This is a genomic window from Phormidesmis sp. 146-20, from assembly GCF_052939475.1.
On sequence record NZ_JBJPHT010000009.1, the window covers coordinates 88,237 to 106,236 of the forward strand.

At 50.8% G+C, this 18,000-nt stretch carries 14 protein-coding genes; 5 read left to right on the forward strand and 9 right to left on the reverse strand.

Annotated elements, in window-relative coordinates:
- Positions 1-55: 55 nt before the first annotated feature.
- Both ACKFKH_RS10255 and ACKFKH_RS10260 read right to left on the reverse strand, forming a co-directional pair.
- Positions 56-799: a HEAT repeat domain-containing protein gene (locus tag ACKFKH_RS10255; RefSeq protein WP_446858182.1), complete on the reverse strand. Its 744-nt coding sequence runs from the start codon at positions 797-799 to the stop codon at positions 56-58.
- A 419-nt stretch (positions 800-1,218) separates the two neighbouring features.
- Positions 1,219-1,419 (reverse strand): chlorophyll a/b-binding protein, encoded by a 201-nt coding sequence (locus ACKFKH_RS10260; protein WP_446858183.1) that lies wholly within the window; start codon positions 1,417-1,419, stop codon positions 1,219-1,221.
- 323 nt (positions 1,420-1,742) lie between these two features.
- Between ACKFKH_RS10260 and ACKFKH_RS10265 the strand changes: the two genes are divergently transcribed.
- Positions 1,743-3,377 (forward strand): transglutaminase domain-containing protein, encoded by a 1,635-nt coding sequence (locus ACKFKH_RS10265; RefSeq protein WP_446858184.1) that lies wholly within the window; start codon positions 1,743-1,745, stop codon positions 3,375-3,377.
- A gap of 171 nt (positions 3,378-3,548) precedes the next feature.
- Here the strand turns inward: ACKFKH_RS10265 and ACKFKH_RS10270 are convergent, their stop codons facing one another.
- The 5 genes from ACKFKH_RS10270 to ACKFKH_RS10290 form a co-directional block, all read right to left on the reverse strand.
- The gene (locus ACKFKH_RS10270) at positions 3,549-4,052 is read right to left on the reverse strand and encodes a tetratricopeptide repeat protein (protein ID WP_446858185.1); all 504 of its coding nucleotides are present in this window, start codon (positions 4,050-4,052) and stop codon (positions 3,549-3,551) included.
- A gap of 73 nt (positions 4,053-4,125) precedes the next feature.
- Positions 4,126-4,572: a type IV pilus biogenesis protein EbsA gene (gene ebsA, locus ACKFKH_RS10275; protein ID WP_446858186.1), complete on the reverse strand. Its 447-nt coding sequence runs from the start codon at positions 4,570-4,572 to the stop codon at positions 4,126-4,128.
- Between the two features lie 111 nt (positions 4,573-4,683).
- Positions 4,684-5,061, reverse strand: coding sequence for a type IV pilus biogenesis protein EbsA (gene ebsA / locus ACKFKH_RS10280; RefSeq protein WP_446858187.1), 378 nt, complete (start codon positions 5,059-5,061; stop codon positions 4,684-4,686).
- 273 nt (positions 5,062-5,334) lie between these two features.
- Positions 5,335-7,245 carry a GTPase gene (locus ACKFKH_RS10285; protein WP_446858188.1) on the reverse strand — a complete coding sequence of 637 codons (1,911 nt, stop codon included), beginning with the start codon at positions 7,243-7,245 and terminating at the stop codon, positions 5,335-5,337.
- A gap of 257 nt (positions 7,246-7,502) precedes the next feature.
- Positions 7,503-8,261 (reverse strand): DUF928 domain-containing protein, encoded by a 759-nt coding sequence (locus ACKFKH_RS10290; protein ID WP_446858189.1) that lies wholly within the window; start codon positions 8,259-8,261, stop codon positions 7,503-7,505.
- Here ACKFKH_RS10290 and ACKFKH_RS10295 point away from each other — a divergent pair.
- Positions 8,260-8,409: a hypothetical protein gene (locus ACKFKH_RS10295; protein WP_446858190.1), complete on the forward strand. Its 150-nt coding sequence runs from the start codon at positions 8,260-8,262 to the stop codon at positions 8,407-8,409. The genes ACKFKH_RS10290 and ACKFKH_RS10295 overlap by 2 nt on opposite strands.
- Before the next feature lie 315 nt (positions 8,410-8,724).
- On the opposite strand, the gene ACKFKH_RS10300 is transcribed toward ACKFKH_RS10295, so the two are convergent.
- Positions 8,725-12,936, reverse strand: a complete 4,212-nt coding sequence (locus ACKFKH_RS10300; RefSeq protein ID WP_446858191.1) for a CHAT domain-containing protein — start codon at positions 12,934-12,936, stop codon at positions 8,725-8,727.
- A gap of 641 nt (positions 12,937-13,577) precedes the next feature.
- On the opposite strand from ACKFKH_RS10300, the gene ACKFKH_RS10305 reads away from it, so the two are divergent.
- The 3 genes from ACKFKH_RS10305 (at position 13,578) to ACKFKH_RS10315 (ending at position 17,168) form a co-directional block, all read left to right on the forward strand.
- On the forward strand, positions 13,578-15,284 hold the full coding sequence (locus ACKFKH_RS10305) for a CHASE2 domain-containing protein (RefSeq protein ID WP_446858192.1): 1,707 nt from the start codon (positions 13,578-13,580) through the stop codon (positions 15,282-15,284).
- 372 nt (positions 15,285-15,656) lie between these two features.
- Positions 15,657-16,418 (forward strand): superoxide dismutase, encoded by a 762-nt coding sequence (locus tag ACKFKH_RS10310; RefSeq protein WP_446858193.1) that lies wholly within the window; start codon positions 15,657-15,659, stop codon positions 16,416-16,418.
- Positions 16,419-16,775: 357 nt separating this feature from the next.
- Positions 16,776-17,168 (forward strand): DUF1499 domain-containing protein, encoded by a 393-nt coding sequence (locus tag ACKFKH_RS10315; protein ID WP_446858194.1) that lies wholly within the window; start codon positions 16,776-16,778, stop codon positions 17,166-17,168.
- Positions 17,169-17,271: 103 nt separating this feature from the next.
- Here the strand turns inward: ACKFKH_RS10315 and ACKFKH_RS10320 are convergent, their stop codons facing one another.
- On the reverse strand, positions 17,272-17,994 hold the full coding sequence (locus ACKFKH_RS10320) for a response regulator (protein ID WP_446858195.1): 723 nt from the start codon (positions 17,992-17,994) through the stop codon (positions 17,272-17,274).
- Positions 17,995-18,000: the final 6 nt, after the last annotated feature.

An 18,000-nucleotide genomic window follows, 5' to 3' on the forward strand; every position in this document is an offset into this window, starting at 1 on the left:
GATGAGGGATGAGGGATGAGGGATGAGGGATGAGGGATGAAAGCTCACAAATTCGTTACTTATGAATCTTCTTGATTGGCTTGACGGACACAATTCCATAGTTGAGCTTTAACTTTTGGATGGCGGCATTGGCGGCTTGCATCACGCTGCCCGACGAACTCACTAGCGCCTTTTGCAGATAGGGCAACCCTTTTTCTGACTGAATCGAGCCTAACGCTTTGATAGCAAACAGTCTCACCTGCATACTAGAATCCTGAGTCAGCTTGCCTAAAATTGGGATCACTTTTTCTACCTCGGTTGTGACCCTGTGGGGAGAGACAATTTCGCCGATCGCCATTGCTGCATATCCGCGAATCACAGGACTCGAATGTCGAGTGTATTGAATCAATTTGGGCAAATGTTTGAGTTGTTTTGAGCGACCCCAGGCCAAAACCTCCTGGCTGATAGTCTCTAAGCTGGCACTTTGAGGACGGCGCGGATCGTGAATCGCTGGAGGCAAACTGATGTCTTCAACGGACGATCGACGGATTTCTTCTGCTTCGATCATCGGTTCGGGAGTTGGGTCTGAGACCGCTTCTTCGACTTCCCACGGGTCGGCGATCGGGGGCGACTGATAGGATGATTTTGGCTTCTCAACCGTCGCAACTGGCGGCAGAGATTGGGGCAAAGATTGGGGTAAAGAAGGCTGAACTCGCTCGACGACTTGCGCTTGCTTATTCTTTTTCTCAAAGCGCGAATAGCCAAAAATCGCCCCACCGACCAGGGCAACAAAGGCTGCCAACGCAATAATCTGTGCCATAACCTTCTCCAGGATTTGTCAATCTCACCATTTTGAACTATCCCACTAAAGGTAGAGACTCGCTTTAAATTTTTGAGTCAAAAACGTCCCCCAAAAGGCATTCGTTCTCATTGATGCATTGCCGAAGGCACTTAACAGCATTCGCCTGGTTGACTGACAAAACTTTTTGCTTGGCGGTTAAAACCGCAGCTACGAGAACAAAATCCGCCGTCGCGGATTAACAACCCCCTAGATAGGTCTAGTCTGCGAAGGCAGACTTTGTTCTTTTAGGCGCGTTGCCGAAGGCACTTGCGAAGCTAACAGTATTCGCCAGTCTCAACCACCTAAAGTCGTCAAAAGAATAGGAACAGCCTGCTTTCTGCAAACCATTCCCACTTTTTGACTATTTGACTAAATGTTAATCGACGTTTGCCAACGGACTACTTAACCATGTTCAATACGTCACGCACAACGCTAAAGCCAGCCAGATCCCAGACCAGGTAAGCCAAAAAGCCAATCATCGCTAGGCGACCGTTCCAAAGCTCGGCTTGAGGACTCCAACCAAACAGAAAAGCGTTACGGTCTTTGCCATTGTATGCAGTCGAAACGGGAGGTAAATCGGTGCTAGTGGTAGATTTCATGGGAATGCTCCTAGGTGCTTCACATTTCTTAGCTTTACACTTCTTAGCATAAGAGGCTTCTCCAAAGGTAAAGTCTATCTAAAGGCACAACCTAAATGATTCCTGATGATTCCTTTTGCTTTTGAGGCTGGAGAATGGGCGATCGCTCTCAAACTTAACTTCTCTGACCATGCTATTTTGCAGAGCGCCTCTCTAGATACATTGATCAATTGACAGTTATGTTTATGATCATTCGTATTTACGGATTACATTAAATTCCGATGCTTAATCTCGGCATCTCTCACGACCAGTTCCCTACTCATACCGCTCCTCACCCGATCCCGATGAGAACGATTCGCCCGATCGCTGTTTACGCCCTCAATGGATTGGCCGTCTGGCGCGATCGACTGTTGGCAATCGACTCCATTCGCGGGTTTTTGACGCAGATTGATCCCGCCACCGACAATACGACGATCGTCAACGCTTGTCATACTGAGCAATTTGTTGATGCGACTGGGTTGGCGGTTGCAGAGGACACCATCTGGTTTGCGCTAGAAAATAGCGTCTACTTTTGTAGCTTTGATGATCTCACCCCTCGATTGTTTGTCACGTTGCCTTATGCCGTCGATGGGGTGGGCGTTTGGCAGTCTACTGTTTATGTGACTTCTCAAAAGCTGGGCTACATCTCGATCTACCAGCGAGACACCAAACTCAAGATCACCCAGTTTCCGCTACCTGGAGTGGGCGCGACCAATCTGACTGTGCGCGATGAAGAACTTTGGCTGTGCGATCGCACCGAGCAGACAGTGTATTGTCTCGATCGCGCCACCGGAGAACTCAACTTCAGCGTATTGACTCCGTTTGAAAGTCCGACTGGATTGGCGTTTGTCACCGATCCCACGACTGGAAAGCCGACTTTATTTGTCTCCTACGCCAGCGAAGAGGTTTACATTCGAGACAATCCCAACGAAGACCCCAGCCACGAATTGGCCTATCGCGATCGCACGTTCATTCATCCGCTTCAATTTCGCTACGACAAACAAGGTCGATACGCGCTGTCAAATGGCTATCTGGTCGAGATGTCTTATGTCGAAGAATTGCTGCCGCTTGACGAAGTGAGCCTGGAAGATCTGGAATGGCGAATTGCGCTCCCCGCAGAAACTCATCGGCAAACGGTGCGATCGGTCGAAGCGATCGGCATTCCCTTTACCGAAGAAGTTCAGGCAGGTCAGCGGGTCGCCGTCTTTAAGTTTGACTCGCTCAAGTCTGACGAACGCCACATTTTTGGCTGGAAAGCGCTGCTAGAAGTGCGCGGGATCAAGTACCAACTCTCGCCAGAAGATGTGTACAAAGCGCCCGATCTCCCGCCTGAATATCAAGCCCAGTATCTGATCGACGATGACGAACTAGCAATGGACACGCCCATTATTCAAGCGGCGGCCAAAGAAGCGATCGGCACCGAAACCAACCTGCTGCGGAAGATTCTCAAAATTCGCAACTATGTCTACGATCGCCTCTCTTATGGGATCAAGCCTCACATTGATTCTCCAGATGTTGTAATCGAGCGGGGCGTTGGTTCCTGTGGCGAATATGTGGGCGTTTTGCTGGCACTGGCTCGACTCAATGGCATCGCCTGCCGGACGGTGGGCCGCTACAAATGTCCGCCCTACCCCGAACGTCAGCGCATTCCTCTAGAACCAGACTATAACCATGTGTGGATTGAGTTTTACGTGCCTGGATTTGGCTGGCTGCCAATGGAGTCAAACCCGGACGATATTATCGATCGCGGCCCTTATCCCACTCGCTTTTTTATGGGGCTGCCCTGGTTTCATGCAGAAATCGGCAAAGGGATCACATTTGAGTCGCTGAGAAGTGGCGGTGTTCCGGTCGGTGATTTGTTTGATTTGTCGATCGGTGATCTGGCGCTCAATCACGTCCGATTCATGATCCTGGAAGAACTACCCGCTTTGGAGGGATGAGGGATGAGGGATGAGGGATGAGGGATGAGGGATGAAAGAAGCCAAAATCTGGGCGAAGATCCTTCAAAATTGGCAGCTTGCGGGCAGAAGTGCTGAACACCGCAGCGAAAAAACTTCGTCGAACTTCTCAGAAGTCGCCCTTCTCACTGGTACGTTTTCATTGAATTCGCCTTAAAGCTTTGGCAGTAAATGCCGAATGATTTTTGCTTGCTGAGGGTCGCCCTTAGATTGGAAGGTGCTTTCGGCGGATCTTAAAAGTTCTCTGGCTTCGTTGCGTTTGCCTTGTCGGGCCAGGGCTTGTCCTTTTCCTAGATAGGCAGCGACGAGGTTAGGGTTCAAGTTGAGGGCCTGGTCGTAGGCGGCGATCGCTTCGATCGAGCGGCCCTGTTTAAACAAAAGACCAGCTTTGGCTACATAAGCTTCGGCATAATTTGGAGACAGCCGGATTGCTTGCTCAAAGGCGGCGTAAGCATTGACCGCATCTCCCTGCGATCGCGAAACAAATCCCTGTTCTAGCGCAGCGCTGGCTTGTGGTTTTGGAGGTGCACCCTGGGATTGGGAAGAAGAAACCTGTGTCAAAATCAAGCTGAGAAAAGTCAAACTCGCGATCGCAAGGGGGCTGTGGGTAAAGCGCACCGTTTTGTCGAACCTGATTCTCAACGCTGGCGGTTTCATTGAGGCGACACAATGTTTGGATTGCAAAAATCTATCACAAAAAAACAGCCTCAAAAAGCCCTTTCATCAGAGCTTAATCTTCAAAGCGCAGGAGCTTGCGGTAAAACGATCGCGAAAAGTCTGTAATCTGCCCATTGCTTTGTCTGTATTGCATCAGCACCTCGATCAAAAAATCAACAAATTTGAAGTTTTCCATTGTGATCTCGTAGCTCAATTCGGCTTTGCCATCAAACTGAATCCGACAGAGACACAGATCCGCAGGCAAGGGTGAGACATTCCAGGTAGCGATAAAGGGAATGTCTGAGGCTCCTTCGATGTTGCGTTTGCCTTCGATCGCTCCCGTCTGGTGTAGCGAAACGGCATCGGGCAAGACTTTCTTTTTGTTAGCTGGGTAGTAAGGCAAATAAAGCCCTACTTGCTGAATAGAAGCAGGCTGTAACTGCTCGATCGTCATGCTGAGTTGTAAAAAGGACGCGGCGATGATCCCTGAAGAATGAGCGACCCCTTGTGGGTAACTCACAGAGATCGCTTCCTGCTTATTTTAAATTTATAAGAGGGAATTTTACGTATAAAGATTGCTGCAAAAGAAAAAAAATCACACTCCTACAGCGCAAATCATAAATTGATGAAGTTAGTCTTCTAGCTTAAGCAGCTTGCGATAAAAGGATTGAGAAAAATCGGCCAGACGAGTGCGGCGAAAATTCATCACAACTTCGATCAAGAAATCGACAAACTCAAAATTGGCCATCATGATTTCGTAGCTCAATTCAGCGTTGCCATCAAATTGCAGACGACAGCGACAGAGGTCAGCCGGAAGCGTAGACACATTCCAGGTTGCAATAAATGGGATGCTTTCAGCCCCCTCAATTTTTCGCTGACCTTCTAATGCGCCTTTTTGGTAGAGGCTAATCGCATAGGGTAGAAGTTGCTTCTTACTCGCCTGGGGATAGTAAGGAACGTAAACTCCGACTTGCTGCATCGGGGCGGGCTGAAGTTGCTCGATCGTCATGCTAAATACTACCTATTTCGTCAATCTAAGAGTTTGTTTAAGGTGACTATCCGACGGCTAAAACTTAGTTTGCCCAAATCAGCCGCTCTGTCACGCAACCTTTTATAGCATTTTGGTGCAGCCCAGGAGTCGAGCGATCGTCCATTAAAGGTAAAGAAAAGCAATCTCTCTTCTCATTAATGTGGATTCGAGACTGTGAATTTGATGCCGTTTTTTCGCTTCGCTATTGGTGCTTGTGCTCGCAACCTGCCAATTCTGGGGGACTTTCAGTCTCTAGGTGGTCTGTGCCACTTGCAAATAGTACTCAAATCGAGCCTGAAGCTGGTCTGGAGTGAGTGGCTGCGTCCAATATTCCGTTAGAGCGTGACCAAAAGCCCAGGCGTTTTTGTCGGGCGATGCAGAGTTTTCTAACAACAACCCCCAAAAGGACATCAGATCAAAGGTCGGCGGATTGAGTTCTTGAGCGGTCAGCAGATTAAACAACTCGTAAGCAAGTTGAAGTTTGCCAATCACAACAGGCAACTGCTCGATCGGAATCTTCTCAGCCAGCATCAGCGCCAGACTGGGTGAACCTGTCGTGAGCGTGGAAATAAAGCTGAGAATAGGACTTTTGAGGAAAGCGGCCAACCCCTGCGTGGTGGTCATCTGGAAGGTATAGCGAGCGATCAATCGGGCGGCGGCGATCGTCCGGGCATCCAAATTTCTCAAAAATCGGGCCAGCCGCAACTGTTTGGCGGGATCGATCAGATCCAACAGCGCGACCGACAACGCTTCGACTCCCCAAGCCTGACGACGATCGCCCCCCGTCACCAATGGCAACACCAGCGAACAGGTTTCTTGAAACACCCCCGATCGATACTCCGTCGCCTCTCGAATGGAGATTTCTTTGGGACGATCGCCCGATCGCCAGTCATAAGGAGGCTGCCACTCCCGAATCGGCCGCAATCGATCGACCTGGGTGACGATCGCCAGAGTCGGTAAATCTTTGACTTCAGCTTTGAGATCTTTGAGAAAGTCGAGATCCATTTGCAAAGCCGGATCAAGCGCGGGCGTAAGCAGCAACACTACATCTGCATGGGCGGCATGGTCGATCACCTGATCTCGCAATTCGCCCCGGTTGATCTGCTCGTAGCCAGGCGTGTCCCATAAGGTTAGCGCCTCTCCGGTGGAGGTTTGCCAGCGATAATCTTGCAGGCGATCGGTGCTGGGTAGAGCATCCACTTGAGCTTGAGCTTCGACAAACAGGGTGTTGATCAGGCTACTTTTTCCGGCTCCGGTGCGACCGACGAGCAGCAAATTGACAGGCTGTTGGGCGATTGCTTCGGGTGACTTGGTTTGAGACAGAATCTCGCGCAGCGTTTGGGTTTGGGCTTTTGGCAGGGCAGGTTGAGCCGGGGTGACGGTTTCTAGACCGGGGCTGGCACTGCCGCTATAGAGTGCGATCGCTTGTCTGCTTAAGTTTCTCAAGGCTGCTTCTCGTAGCAGTTGGTTGAGGTTGCCTAATAGCTCCTGGGTGGCGCGATCGCTGGTGCGTTGGGTGGCTGTGCGGGCGACGGCGGCGGCGGGGTTGAGCAACCATTGGGCCCAGTTCCAGGCTCGCCAGACTTTGCGGGCAGAGGGTTCTAGCTTCTGGTAGATTTCGTAGGCTTGATAGGCTTGTCCGATCGTCACTTGGTTGAGAACCGGCCCCAATCGCTGCATCCACTGATCCAAATCATCCACTGTGCCGCGTAGCAGTCGATAGGCCTGGGGAATGTAGATATTGAGTAAGGGCTGTTTGGTCTGGGGGTAGTAGATTTGGGCGATCGCGCTAATAAGCTGTAAACAGCGCTGCCAGAAGATGTTCCAGTCTTCCCACAGGGGGGGATCGCTGCGGGTTTCTTGCAGGATTTTTTGCAGCGCAGCATCGGCTTGCTGGCTCGAGACGGTGGCAGAGGCGCTGGTGGGAATGTCTGCTTGCTCGGCGGCCAGTTCGGTGACGATCGCTTCGACTTGAGCCAGGGCGGGACGTGTCCATTTCACCAAAAGCCAGCGCCAGCCTACAAAGACGACCCCAAAGACGGCCCAGATCCAGCTAAGACCCCACTCGTGAATCTGAAATCCGGCACTTAGGAGCAAAAAGCCAAAGACCAGGGCGATCGGAAGCCCCAACACTGCCCATTGCCAAATTTTGAGTCGCACCATTGTTCCGCCCCATATTGTCCATTCTCATGCTAGACAGCGAGGGGACGATCGACCGAAATTCTTTTAACGTCAATTTGGTCAAGCTTGGCGGTTCAAACCGCAGTGACGAGAACAAAATCATTTCGCGGATTAATGCCGATTAATAAAGCCTGAATCGGTCTAGTCTACGAAGGCAGACTTTGTTCTTTTAGGCGCGTTGCCGAAGGCACTTGCGAAGCTACTAGCATTCGTTAGCCTTTGTTTTATGAGCAATCCTTTTAGAGTCCTCGATCGGCGACTTGCAAAATCGGTTTGCTGCCCACCTGGGTGAGGAGAGACTTGAGTTCCGATCGCAGGTAGGCGTTTTTGGGATCTTTTTGGTAAGCCTCTAGCAGCGCATCCAGGGCATCGTACCAGATTCCATCGGCGGCAAAGGCGACCGCTTTTTCGAGATTGGATTTGCCTCGAATTTGGCGCTGTAGCAAGGGATTATTTACCCGTTGAATAAAGCTTCTGGCGTAGATTTCACTCGTGCCGCCTGCTTTACAGGTGACTAAGACCGTCCAACGATATTGCGTGCCAATCTTGAGCGGCTTTTTGGTCGGAAGATCAACCTGGACAATGCCCGACTTGGTAGACTGCAACTCTTTGACAAACACAGGTTGGGCAACAGCCGGATCAGACAGCACAAACTTCATTGACACCGTTTTGGGAGTCTCAATGTGCCAAAAAAAGCTGGGATTGCTGGCGGTGGTGACCAGTCCTTCGGCCGTGTCGGGAACGAGCAGCGTCAGAGCTGTGGGCTTAGAGGAGTTGTTATTACAAGTGACAATTTCCTGTCCTCGTCTGCCGCCAGAAAGGGTACTGCGAACGCTGCCAAGCTTGCGATTGGGTGTCCAGCGGACTCGACGAGTTTGAGCCGATGCGGGAGAGCCAATTTCTAAAGGACGAACCGTGAGATCGGACGGAAGGACAACGATCGAGCAGAAACTGATCGCAGCCAACGTCACGGCATGGAGCAATCTGAGGTTTGACATGGTTCTGAGTATCTGTGCGATGGGAATACACGGGATTCACGGGTCTAAAACAGGTCGCGCTCTAATGCTCCCTTTAACAACAAACCCCGTCTGTCACGCTCCGATCGGAGAATGGCACAACGGGGGCAGTTGGCAGAAAGCTCATTAGAATTGACCGAGAGGCTCAAATGATCGGAAATCACTTTAGGCGGGGGACACTTTTAGCCGGGCATCGATCGTCGATTTGAGGTGAATCCGACAGAGTTTTTGCCAGGGTTGCACCTTTGAGAAGTCTCCTGAGAAGTCTCCTGGATTCCCGATTTGCTCAGGGACTGGAGAAAGCGCAAAACACCAAGGCTTAACGGCATCAAATTCACATAATTGTGTTCTACAAAGTTTCTTGGCAAGAATCCGGAGGGTTGGGGATCAGCGATGGGGGCATGACCAGATGAGTTTCCTCAACTGATTTGTTAGATCTAAGGGCTTACCACGGGTTGCCAACGAGTGTGAAGGCTGACCAGTAGAAAGGATGGATGAAGGCGATCGTCTTAGCAGGAGTCAGATTAGCTGGGAGCGAAAATCTACCCTGGGATGTAATCAGGCTACCATTCTCGATTCGGACTTTGCCCGTGAGGAGTGACAGTTGTGCGCGGCGGAGGGCTTCGACACGGGTGGGGGCAGTTCTCAGTTCGGTATAAAATTCGCTCATCAGGGCGAGGGTGCCGATATCAGAGACATCCCACAAGCTGCCGAGGATCGATCGCACCCCCGAAGCGGCGGCCAATCCCGCAAATCCTAATTCAGCATCCGGGCTACCGACAGCAGTGGCACAAGCGCTCAAGACCAGCAGATCGATCGGAGGCTTATCGAGTTGTAGCGATCGCAGTTGACTAAATCGAATCTGGGTGTCCCAAAGCTGAATGTAGGAGCGATCGGGGGCACCCGCGTTGAATTGGGCATGGGTGGCAAGGTGCAAAATTCCAGGATTAAACTGCTGTTTTTGGGCGATCAGGGTTGCCAAAGTAAAGTCTTGATTGAGAAACCGTTTGCCTCTCCAAAGCTGTTGGCTGATGAGGTTGAGTTCGGTGGGGACAGCAGGAAGCGGGTCGAGAGCCTGAAAGCGATCGGCTCCCATAGCCAAAAGGGTTTGCCCGGTTAGCTGGGTCAGTCTGCGATCGATTAAAGACATGCTGGGGGTTACTGAGACGGCGTAGCGGCTAATGACAAAGCCAGTTTCGTCAGAGAGGGCGGCGATCGGGACGGTTCGCAATCCTTCATCTAGGCAGTAGATCAGGCTGACAATGCGGGCTTTTTTTAACTCAGGTTCGAGAGGTTGTAAAAGCCAGCCATAAAGCTGTTTGGACAGGGCAACATATCCATTGGGATCTTCTGCGTCAGAAGCCGCCAGTCGAAAGAGTTTTGCCTGCTGAGTGACCTGCGCGCGATCGGCCGTAGTGGAATAGCGGATGGCTTGACCTGTGGCGGTGATCAAAATCAAATCTAGACGATCGTCGTCCCGTTTTTGAGGGCGCAGCAGGGGGAAGATTGACTCCCCCTCTTTAGGTTCTCCTGTGGGCGGCGCGGGGGGAGTCGATCGCGGCACAAACATGGCGTAAATAATGCCCGTCCGAATGCCCTTTTGCTGCTGTACTTGAGTCAGCGTATTTTGAATGTCTGCGGTGCTCACTGGAGAGGAATTCGTCAAGCCAAAGTATTGCTCAAAGTCTCGATTTAAAGATTGCTCTAAACGGATAATGCCCTGATTGGGTTGAGAAAGCTGGGCAAGGGATGACAGCGCTGGAGACACGATCGTCAGATCAGTCGGATTAATTTTTGGGGCACTGATCGGATCGGGACTGACGGGATCGGCGGCAAAATTTGACTCAACTGCGCCGATGTCGATCGTGCCGCTGACAATTCGGATTGAACCTTGCTGATCGGTTGTAGGGGCATCGAGATTACTGCCTGCATCGATCGCGGGACTGCCCACTTGTAACGCCCGAATTTGTACCGTTCCGCTCTGGGTCAAGGGGGCAAGTTTGGGATCGATCGGGTTGGTGGCGGTGCCGACTAGCGGGCTGCGAGTAAAGCCTGTACGGCCGTTTGTGATGCCGATTAAATTATTGCCCTGATCGTTAAAGTTGCCTCGGACATCCGGCGAATTGGGGTTGGCGTTGGTGGCGACGATCGTGTTGCGAAGGACGGTCGCGGTCGCATTCGGTTCTGCATAAATTCCCCCGCCTTCCAGTCCTGCTTGATTGCTGGCGATGGTGCTGTTGAGAAGGGTGGTCGTGTTGGATGGATTTGATCGAGCAATGCCGCCTCCGTTACGGGCAGCCGTGTTGTTGGATAGGGTGCTGTTGACGATCGTAAAATTGCCTCGCCCAAACAGTCCGCCTCCATCGCGATCGGCACGATTATTGGAGAGACTGCTGTTGGTGAGAATCAGGGTGCTTTGGTCGTCGTTTTGAATGCCTCCACCATTGACCGTTGCGGTGTTGCGGTCGATCGTGGTGCCTGTGATGGTGGTCAAGCTGTTTAGGGAGGCTTCGATCGCGCCCCCAAATCCGGCTGTGTTGTTCAAAAATTGGCTATTGGTAACGGTTAGCGTGACTTCTGATCCTGAGATTCTGATGCCGCCGCCGTCAATGGTAGCGATGTTGTTGGTAAAGGTGCTGTCGTTCACCGTAGTGTTGCCTTCAGAAGTATCGAGACCGCCGCCATGAATCGCTGCCGTGTTGTTAGAAATGTTGGCGTTACGAATCGTCAAATCTCCTACGTTGTAAACGCCGCCGCCGCTTTCTCCGGTGGTATTGTTGGTAATCGTGCTGTTATTGATAACCAAATTACCTGCGTTCAAAATCCCGCCACCTGATCCAGCTATCGCATTCCCTCCAGTGATTGTCAGATCACTTAAGCCTACGACTGCTTCCGGTGCAATTTGTAGAATGCGAGCCGTTCCTCCTCCGCTAATCGAAGTGTTTAAGCGACTGGTTCCGCGAATGAGTACAGATTTATTCACGTTGATCGTTGTATTTCCGGTATAGCTGCCTGCTGAGAGGTTAATCGTTCGACTGCCGGAGACGTTGCCAATGGCGGCGATCGCAGATTGAATCGAGCTTGTGGGCGGCGTTGCTTCTGGATTAACTTGATTGAGATTAAACGACAAACTTCCTGTGCTATTGAGATTAATTGTAGCGTTGTCATTTTGCAAAAAACGTCGTCCAATCAGCGAGAGTGAAGCTGTTCCGCCTCCCGTTTGATTGATCGAGTCCGTCAAAGTAATGTCACCGTTGCCGCCCGTTCCGCTAGTGGTTGTAATCGTGACATTGGTTCCGTTGTCGATCGCTGCTGCAATAGTAGTCGGATCGATCGTGGTATTCGTGACTGGATCAAAGACTCCGCCTGCGAAAGCTCCGGTTCCACCTGCCACAATGTTGATGTCAGCAGGATCGAGTAGCCAGGTGTTTGCCTGGACGCGGGCACCCGTTATATCGAGGCGCTCTTTCCCAGACGTTTCGACCTGCCCTCCCGGTGCGGTGAGTGTGCCATAAAAGCGCATTGTCTGGTCAGCCCAGAGGACGATCGTACCGCCCCCATTGAGACCCTCGGCGCTGATCTGCGTCTTGTCATTGCCAAAAACAAACTGCGATCGCGGCAGTATTCCTTGTCCCTGATAGTCTCCTCCGATGCGAATTGTTCCCCCCGTTATTCCAGAAGCGTTGAGGGTGGCATCGACCAGTGCAATTTTGTCACCCAGCAGGGTGATCTGGGAGGGCCCGGCCGTCGCGGAATGAGTCAAAACCTGTCCGCTGATAATCGCTGTTCCGGGCTGGAGAATGATTCCTTGCGGGTGACTCAAAGCGGGAGAACTGGTCAGCTTGATCAGTCCATTCTCAATGACCACTCCGGTAGCATCGTTGAGCGCTCCTCCGGCGAGGAGTTGAGGCAGCGATTTTGGCAGTGTTGTGGGCGGTGATTCTCCCTGATTGGCTAACGGCAATTCTACACTCAGCAAACTCCCCACTTGACTAATGCGGACGCGCGCTTCTCCAGGAATGGCTGCGATCGTAATGTCACCCCCTGGAGCGCTCAGAGTTCCTGTATTTAAAACACTGCCTCCTAGTAACGTGAGCGACTGTCCCGGTTTGACAATGAGTTGACCTGCGTTAAAAATGCTGCCCGACTGCGGTGTGAGAAAGGCAAACTCGATCGGAGTGCCCCCCAGCTTGGCATAGTCATTGACTCCCGTTGCCCAAAACCACCGCCCATTGCCAAACCCAATCCCATTCGCAGTCGTCACCCCAAACGCAGCAGGCACATCTAATCGAGCACTCGCCCCAAACAACACCCCCGCTGGATTCATCAAATACAGGTTAGCGTTGCCGCCTGTTATCTGAATCAGCCCATTAATGATTGAGGCATCGCCCCCGGTCACCCGACTGAGAATGTTACGGATGCTCGGATCGGATCGAAAAATGGCAGCCTGATCAGCGGTGAGATTGAAGCGATCGAAGCTATGAAACAAGGTATTCCCCGTCTGAGTACCCCCCTTGATATTGAATTGGTCGCCTTGGGGCGTGACGATCGTGCGTGTACCGTCGGCCGCAGGTTGGATCTGCGCCAGCGTTTTTAGGGGTAGCGAACCAAAAATGCACAAACCAAGCAAAAAAACTGCCCAACTTTGAGTGATCATGCGTTGCGATTTTTTAAGAAATGTGTGGTTGGTTCAGCAGCGAGTGGCAAGTGCTACCAAAAGATTTCGTTAGCGGTAGAGAATATTTTGATGGGTTAACTGATGGGTTAACTCGGAGTAGAGCAGCAGTTTCTGAGTGATTGAGGGCACGATCGGATAGAAAGCGATCTCAATTTTTAAGTCTTTATACTGATTGCAAAAGCTACAAACCAGTATCCGTATAGCTGAGTCTGTCTCTTCACGTTGTGCTTGAGATGCTTTATTCTGACAACATTGGGGCAAAAGGTGGATTCTTGAAGTCGTTTGCGAGGTATGGATGATTATAAAGGATTGAGTTGCTGGTTTGGTCTGGCGACTTTTAAATTCTTCGCTAAACTGTTAATCTAGAAGTCTCAGTAATCCCCCTTATATTAAATCTTCAAAAAGCACACAGCTTCTGACCTGGCTGAGAATTTCCTTCAAACCATAATTAAGCTGACTCTTACTAGGCTTTTGGGTCTACCCAAACAAACGCTGTGACTCGCTCTGATCAAGTTTTTTCTCTAATCGTCTGTATCTTTAAAAACCGTCACGTCAATGCTCTTACACTCAGTTAGTCTCACCGTTGTCCATCTGTTAGCGATCGAGGGTCAAAAAGTTTCATGACGCGAGCGTTTTGGCTCTCAGGCATCACCACGGCAAGCTGTATTGTTTTGCTGCGGGCGCTGGGCATCTTCCAACTCTGGGAACTCGCCGCCTACGATCGCCTCCTGCAACTGAGACCTCCTGAACCGGACGACGATCGCATTGTGATTGTGGGCTTTGGCGAAACGGATTTGCGTGCGTTAGGCAGTTCTCAAATTTCTGATCAGGTGATGGCTAAATTGCTGAAGCGAATTCGAGCGCAACAGCCCCGCGTCATCGGTCTAGACTTTTTTCGCAGCCTGCCCACGCCACCCGGACACCCCGAACTGCTCCAAGTCTTCAAAACGACTCCTAACTTGATTGGCATTGCCAAAATTATCGGTGACCAGCAAGGTGCGGCGGTGGCAGGCAATCGGGTGTTGATTGACGACGATCGCATTTCTGCAAGTGATGTGGTTGTCGATTTTGACGGACGGGTGCGGCGGGGGTTGCTTTATCCTAGTGCCGAGGGGCCGACGGCGATCGAGTCGTTTGGGCTGCGGCTGGCCTTAAATTATCTAGAAGCTAAAGGCATCAACCCAGATCTCCCATCTCCCGTACTCAAGCTACAGACTGTCACCTTTCCGAGCTTGACGCAGCACGATGGAGGCTATGTCAACGCAGATGCGGGAGGCTATCAAATTTTGCTCAACCCACGGGGGAGAACGGGCAAATTTCGCATGATTTCGGCGATCGACATTCTAGAAGACCGCATTCCTGATCTATTGCTCAAAGATCGGATTGTGATGATTGGCAATACCTCAGTTGGCGATTCGGATGTGTTTTTTACGTCCTATAGCAGTGCGTCTGGCTCCAGCCCTGAGCCAATGTCGGGTGTTGAGCTTCATGCCAATGTCACCAGTCAGATTATTAGCGCTGTTTTAGACGATCGACCGCTGATGCAAGTGTTGCCCAAGTGGGCGGAATGGTTGCTGATTGTGCTGGTTGCTTATGTCGGGTTTTGGATCAACGCTCGTCAGGTTGCTCGTCCCCACAAAATTGCCTTCACGCTATTGCTGATGTCGGGAGTGGTTGCGTTGAGCTATGGGTTGCTGATTGTGGGCTGGTGGGTGCCTGTGGTGCCTGTGTCGATCGCGATTCTTACATCCGCAACGGTGATGACGGCGGCTGAGGCCCAGCGTTTGAGTATTTTGTCGAGTCAGGATGAGTTGACCCGATTGGCTAACCGACGCACGTTTAATGAGTGGCTAGAGCGAGAATGGTCACGATCGCTGCGATCTCAAGGGTCTCTGGCGCTGATCATCTGCGATGTCGATTACTTTAAGCGGTACAACGATACCTATGGGCATCCCAAGGGCGATGACTGTTTGCGGCGGGTTGCAGATGCGATTCAGCAAGCGGTAAAACGACCAACGGATCTGGCGGCTCGCTATGGAGGAGAGGAGTTTGTGGTGCTGTTGCCCAATACTGATGCTCAAGGAGCGTTGCAGGTGGCAAGGGCGATTCAGCTTGAGGTACAGGCGCTGCAATTAGATCATGTGGGGTCGCGGGTTTCTCCGTTTGTGACCCTGAGTATGGGGGTGGCGAGTCTGGTGCCGGAGGCGAGTTTGTCGCCTGAGATGTTGGTAAACGCGGCTGATGCGGGGTTGTATGAGGCAAAGCACAAAGGACGCAATCAGGCTGTGTTTCGGGTGGCACAGCTTCCGGTCAAAAAAGATAGTTGACGAAAGAATTTTCGGTGTTACTGAATCAGGGGACGAATTGCCCCAAAGCGGCGGGAACCCCAAGGTTCAAAGTCACCCAATTTTGGGGATTTAGGGGGCGAAAAGATTAACACTTCCCACAGATTCATCCCTCCAATAAGCAACGCCGAATTTCCCTACTTGGGTAGATGTGACGGGCGGCGACGATCGCTAAACTCGCGATTCATGCAGGTTGATGCAAGATTGAACGATAGTGTTTGCATTGGGGCTGAATGTTTGCCACAGATAACGATTTTGTTTAATTTGCGATTCTAAGCTGCGAGCCTGGAATAAATGTGTTTTCATGGCGTTGTTTCCTGTTGTCCAATGTCCCAACTTTGAGGTCTAGCCTTCATGAGAAAGTTTTTTCAGCAGATCAGCTTGATTGCGATCGGAGTCATGCTGTCATTTCTGCTTGTCAGCTATCAGGCAAACGCTCAAGCCCCTTCGATGCCCAAACCTACAGCGGCTCCAGCGGCTTCTGCGGGACTGAGCGCTAATCCTGCGGTGTTGCCCCCTCTGCCTTATGCCTACGATGCGTTAGAACCTTATATCGACGCGCAGACGATGCAGTTGCACCATGACAAACATCATGCAACCTATGTCAAAAATATGAATGATGCCCTCAAAGAGTATCCCGATCTGAGCAAGCAAACGGTTGAATCGTTGCTGCAAAAACTCGATCAGGTGCCCGAAGCGGTTCGCACTAAGTTTCGCAACAATGGCGGCGGACATGTCAATCACTCGATGTATTGGCAAATCATGAGTCCCAAAGGCGGTGGCGCACCCACAGGCGAGCTTGCCCAAGAAATCACCAAAACCTTTGGCAGCTTTGAGAAATTTAAGGAACAGTTCAATAAAGCAGGAGCCGATCGCTTTGGCAGTGGATGGGTCTGGCTGGTGCACGATCGCAGTGGCAAACTTCAAATCATGTCAACGCCCAATCAAGATACGCCTGTGATGGAAGGTCTATACCCAATCATGGGCAATGATGTCTGGGAGCACGCCTATTACTTAAAGTATCAAAACCGTCGCCCTGAATATTTGAGCAACTGGTGGAACGTAGTCAACTGGACAGAAGTCGGACGGCGCTATTTGCAAGCAAAGGCAGGATAACTGAATAGCTCTGCCCCGAATTCAATTAACGTCATTTGGACAATTATTAACTCATTAGGGACTGTGGGTCTAATAAAACCGACAATTGCTTAGAGTGGATTGAGAGACGCGAAACGCACTAATTTCAATCATTAGTGGTGCGTTTCGCGATTACTCAACCTACTCTACAAAATTCGATATTATTTAATTCTCATTCTTAAGAGTGTTGACTTGCAATCCATTTAAGCTTTCTATGCCAACGTCCCTCACTCGCAGATTTAGGTTCTTTCTTGTTGAAACATTGCACTGAAGGATTGCATTGAATTCACGTTAAAATCTGCATGTTCTATTCAATCTGTTTTATTTAATGTGATGCCGATGTTTGCAGGAAAACGACCCACAACGCTAGGGGTAAAAGATGGTCAATTGTCACCCTGTCCCGATACGCCCAACTGTGTGTGTAGTCAGGCTGGAGACGCAGAACATCAGATTGCCCCTTTGAGCTACTCATCTGCACCAGAGCAGGCGATCGCCCAACTCAAACAAATCATTGAGTCGCTGCCCAAAACTCAAATTGTCATCGAGCGCGAAGACTATCTGTATGCCGAGTTTACCAGCGCCCTAATGGGATTTGTAGATGACGTAGAGTTTTACCTCGATCGCTCTACCAATGTGATTCAGGTGCGGTCTGCGTCTCGATTGGGCAAAAGCGATCTGGGTGTCAATCGTAAACGGGTTGAGCAGATTAGAACCCTACTGGCTAATTTGTAGAATCTTTGTACAAGATCTGTTCTAAAGGATCTTGTAGAGGTGCGTCAAACCGTTTTCCCAAACTTCTGCATTCTTTAAGGGAACCCCAATTCGTGATGCGCTTTTATCTAACCAGTCCGGCTCTCAACGCACGCACGGCTACCTGAGTACGATCGTCTGCACAGAGCTTGTTTAGAATATTTCGCACATGGGTTTTGACCGTGCCAACCGTAATGTACAGTTTCTCTGCAATTTGAGCGTTACTGCATCCATCGACAATCAGTTTGAGAACTTCTAACTCTCGCTCTGTCAGGGGATACGTTAGCATCATTTCGCTGTCTTCATTGGAGAGGCGATTGATGTTAATCGTGCTGTTGACAGAATTTTTGCTGGAAGTTGGTGGCTCTTGTTGAACCTGATGTAAGACAATTCTGGCGATCGCCGGATCGACCCAGGCGTTTCCTTCGGCAGTTGTTCTCACGGCATCTGATAAGCGCGTCAGACTGGCATCTTTCATGCAGTAAGAATCTGCTCCAGCCGCAAAGGCCGCCAAAACGACCTCCTCGTTGTCTTGCATCGTCATGATCAAGATTTGAGTTTTGGGAGTTCCATCTGCGGTTGGCTGTGACTGCTTAAACTGCTGAGTCAGGTCGATTCCAGTCATATCCGGCAGGCCCACATCAACGATCGCCACATCAGGACGGGTCGCTTCTAGCATTTTTAGTCCCGATCGGCCATCTCGCGCCTCACCCACAATTTCAATTTCTGGCTGCTGTTGTAAAACGGCACGAATACCAAATCGAGTAAGGTCATGATCCTCGATTAAAGCCACACGAATGGTGTCCATCGCTAA

Coding starts and splice junctions, on each gene's coding strand:
- ACKFKH_RS10310 (WP_446858193.1), top strand. CDS start 15,657: ATGAGAAAGTTTTTTCAGCAGATCAGCTTGATTGCGATCGGAGTCATG.
- ACKFKH_RS10295 (WP_446858190.1), top strand. CDS start 8,260: ATGGTTCTGAGTATCTGTGCGATGGGAATACACGGGATTCACGGGTCT.
- ebsA (WP_446858187.1), bottom strand. CDS start 5,061: ATGACGATCGAGCAACTTCAGCCCGCCCCGATGCAGCAAGTCGGAGTT.
- ACKFKH_RS10300 (WP_446858191.1), bottom strand. CDS start 12,936: ATGATCACTCAAAGTTGGGCAGTTTTTTTGCTTGGTTTGTGCATTTTT.
- ACKFKH_RS10270 (WP_446858185.1), bottom strand. CDS start 4,052: ATGAAACCGCCAGCGTTGAGAATCAGGTTCGACAAAACGGTGCGCTTT.
- ACKFKH_RS10255 (WP_446858182.1), bottom strand. CDS start 799: ATGGCACAGATTATTGCGTTGGCAGCCTTTGTTGCCCTGGTCGGTGGG.
- ACKFKH_RS10285 (WP_446858188.1), bottom strand. CDS start 7,245: ATGGTGCGACTCAAAATTTGGCAATGGGCAGTGTTGGGGCTTCCGATC.
- ACKFKH_RS10315 (WP_446858194.1), top strand. CDS start 16,776: ATGTTTGCAGGAAAACGACCCACAACGCTAGGGGTAAAAGATGGTCAA.
- ACKFKH_RS10290 (WP_446858189.1), bottom strand. CDS start 8,261: ATGTCAAACCTCAGATTGCTCCATGCCGTGACGTTGGCTGCGATCAGT.
- ACKFKH_RS10305 (WP_446858192.1), top strand. CDS start 13,578: ATGACGCGAGCGTTTTGGCTCTCAGGCATCACCACGGCAAGCTGTATT.
- ACKFKH_RS10320 (WP_446858195.1), bottom strand. CDS start 17,994: ATGGACACCATTCGTGTGGCTTTAATCGAGGATCATGACCTTACTCGA.
- ACKFKH_RS10265 (WP_446858184.1), top strand. CDS start 1,743: ATGAGAACGATTCGCCCGATCGCTGTTTACGCCCTCAATGGATTGGCC.
- ACKFKH_RS10260 (WP_446858183.1), bottom strand. CDS start 1,419: ATGAAATCTACCACTAGCACCGATTTACCTCCCGTTTCGACTGCATAC.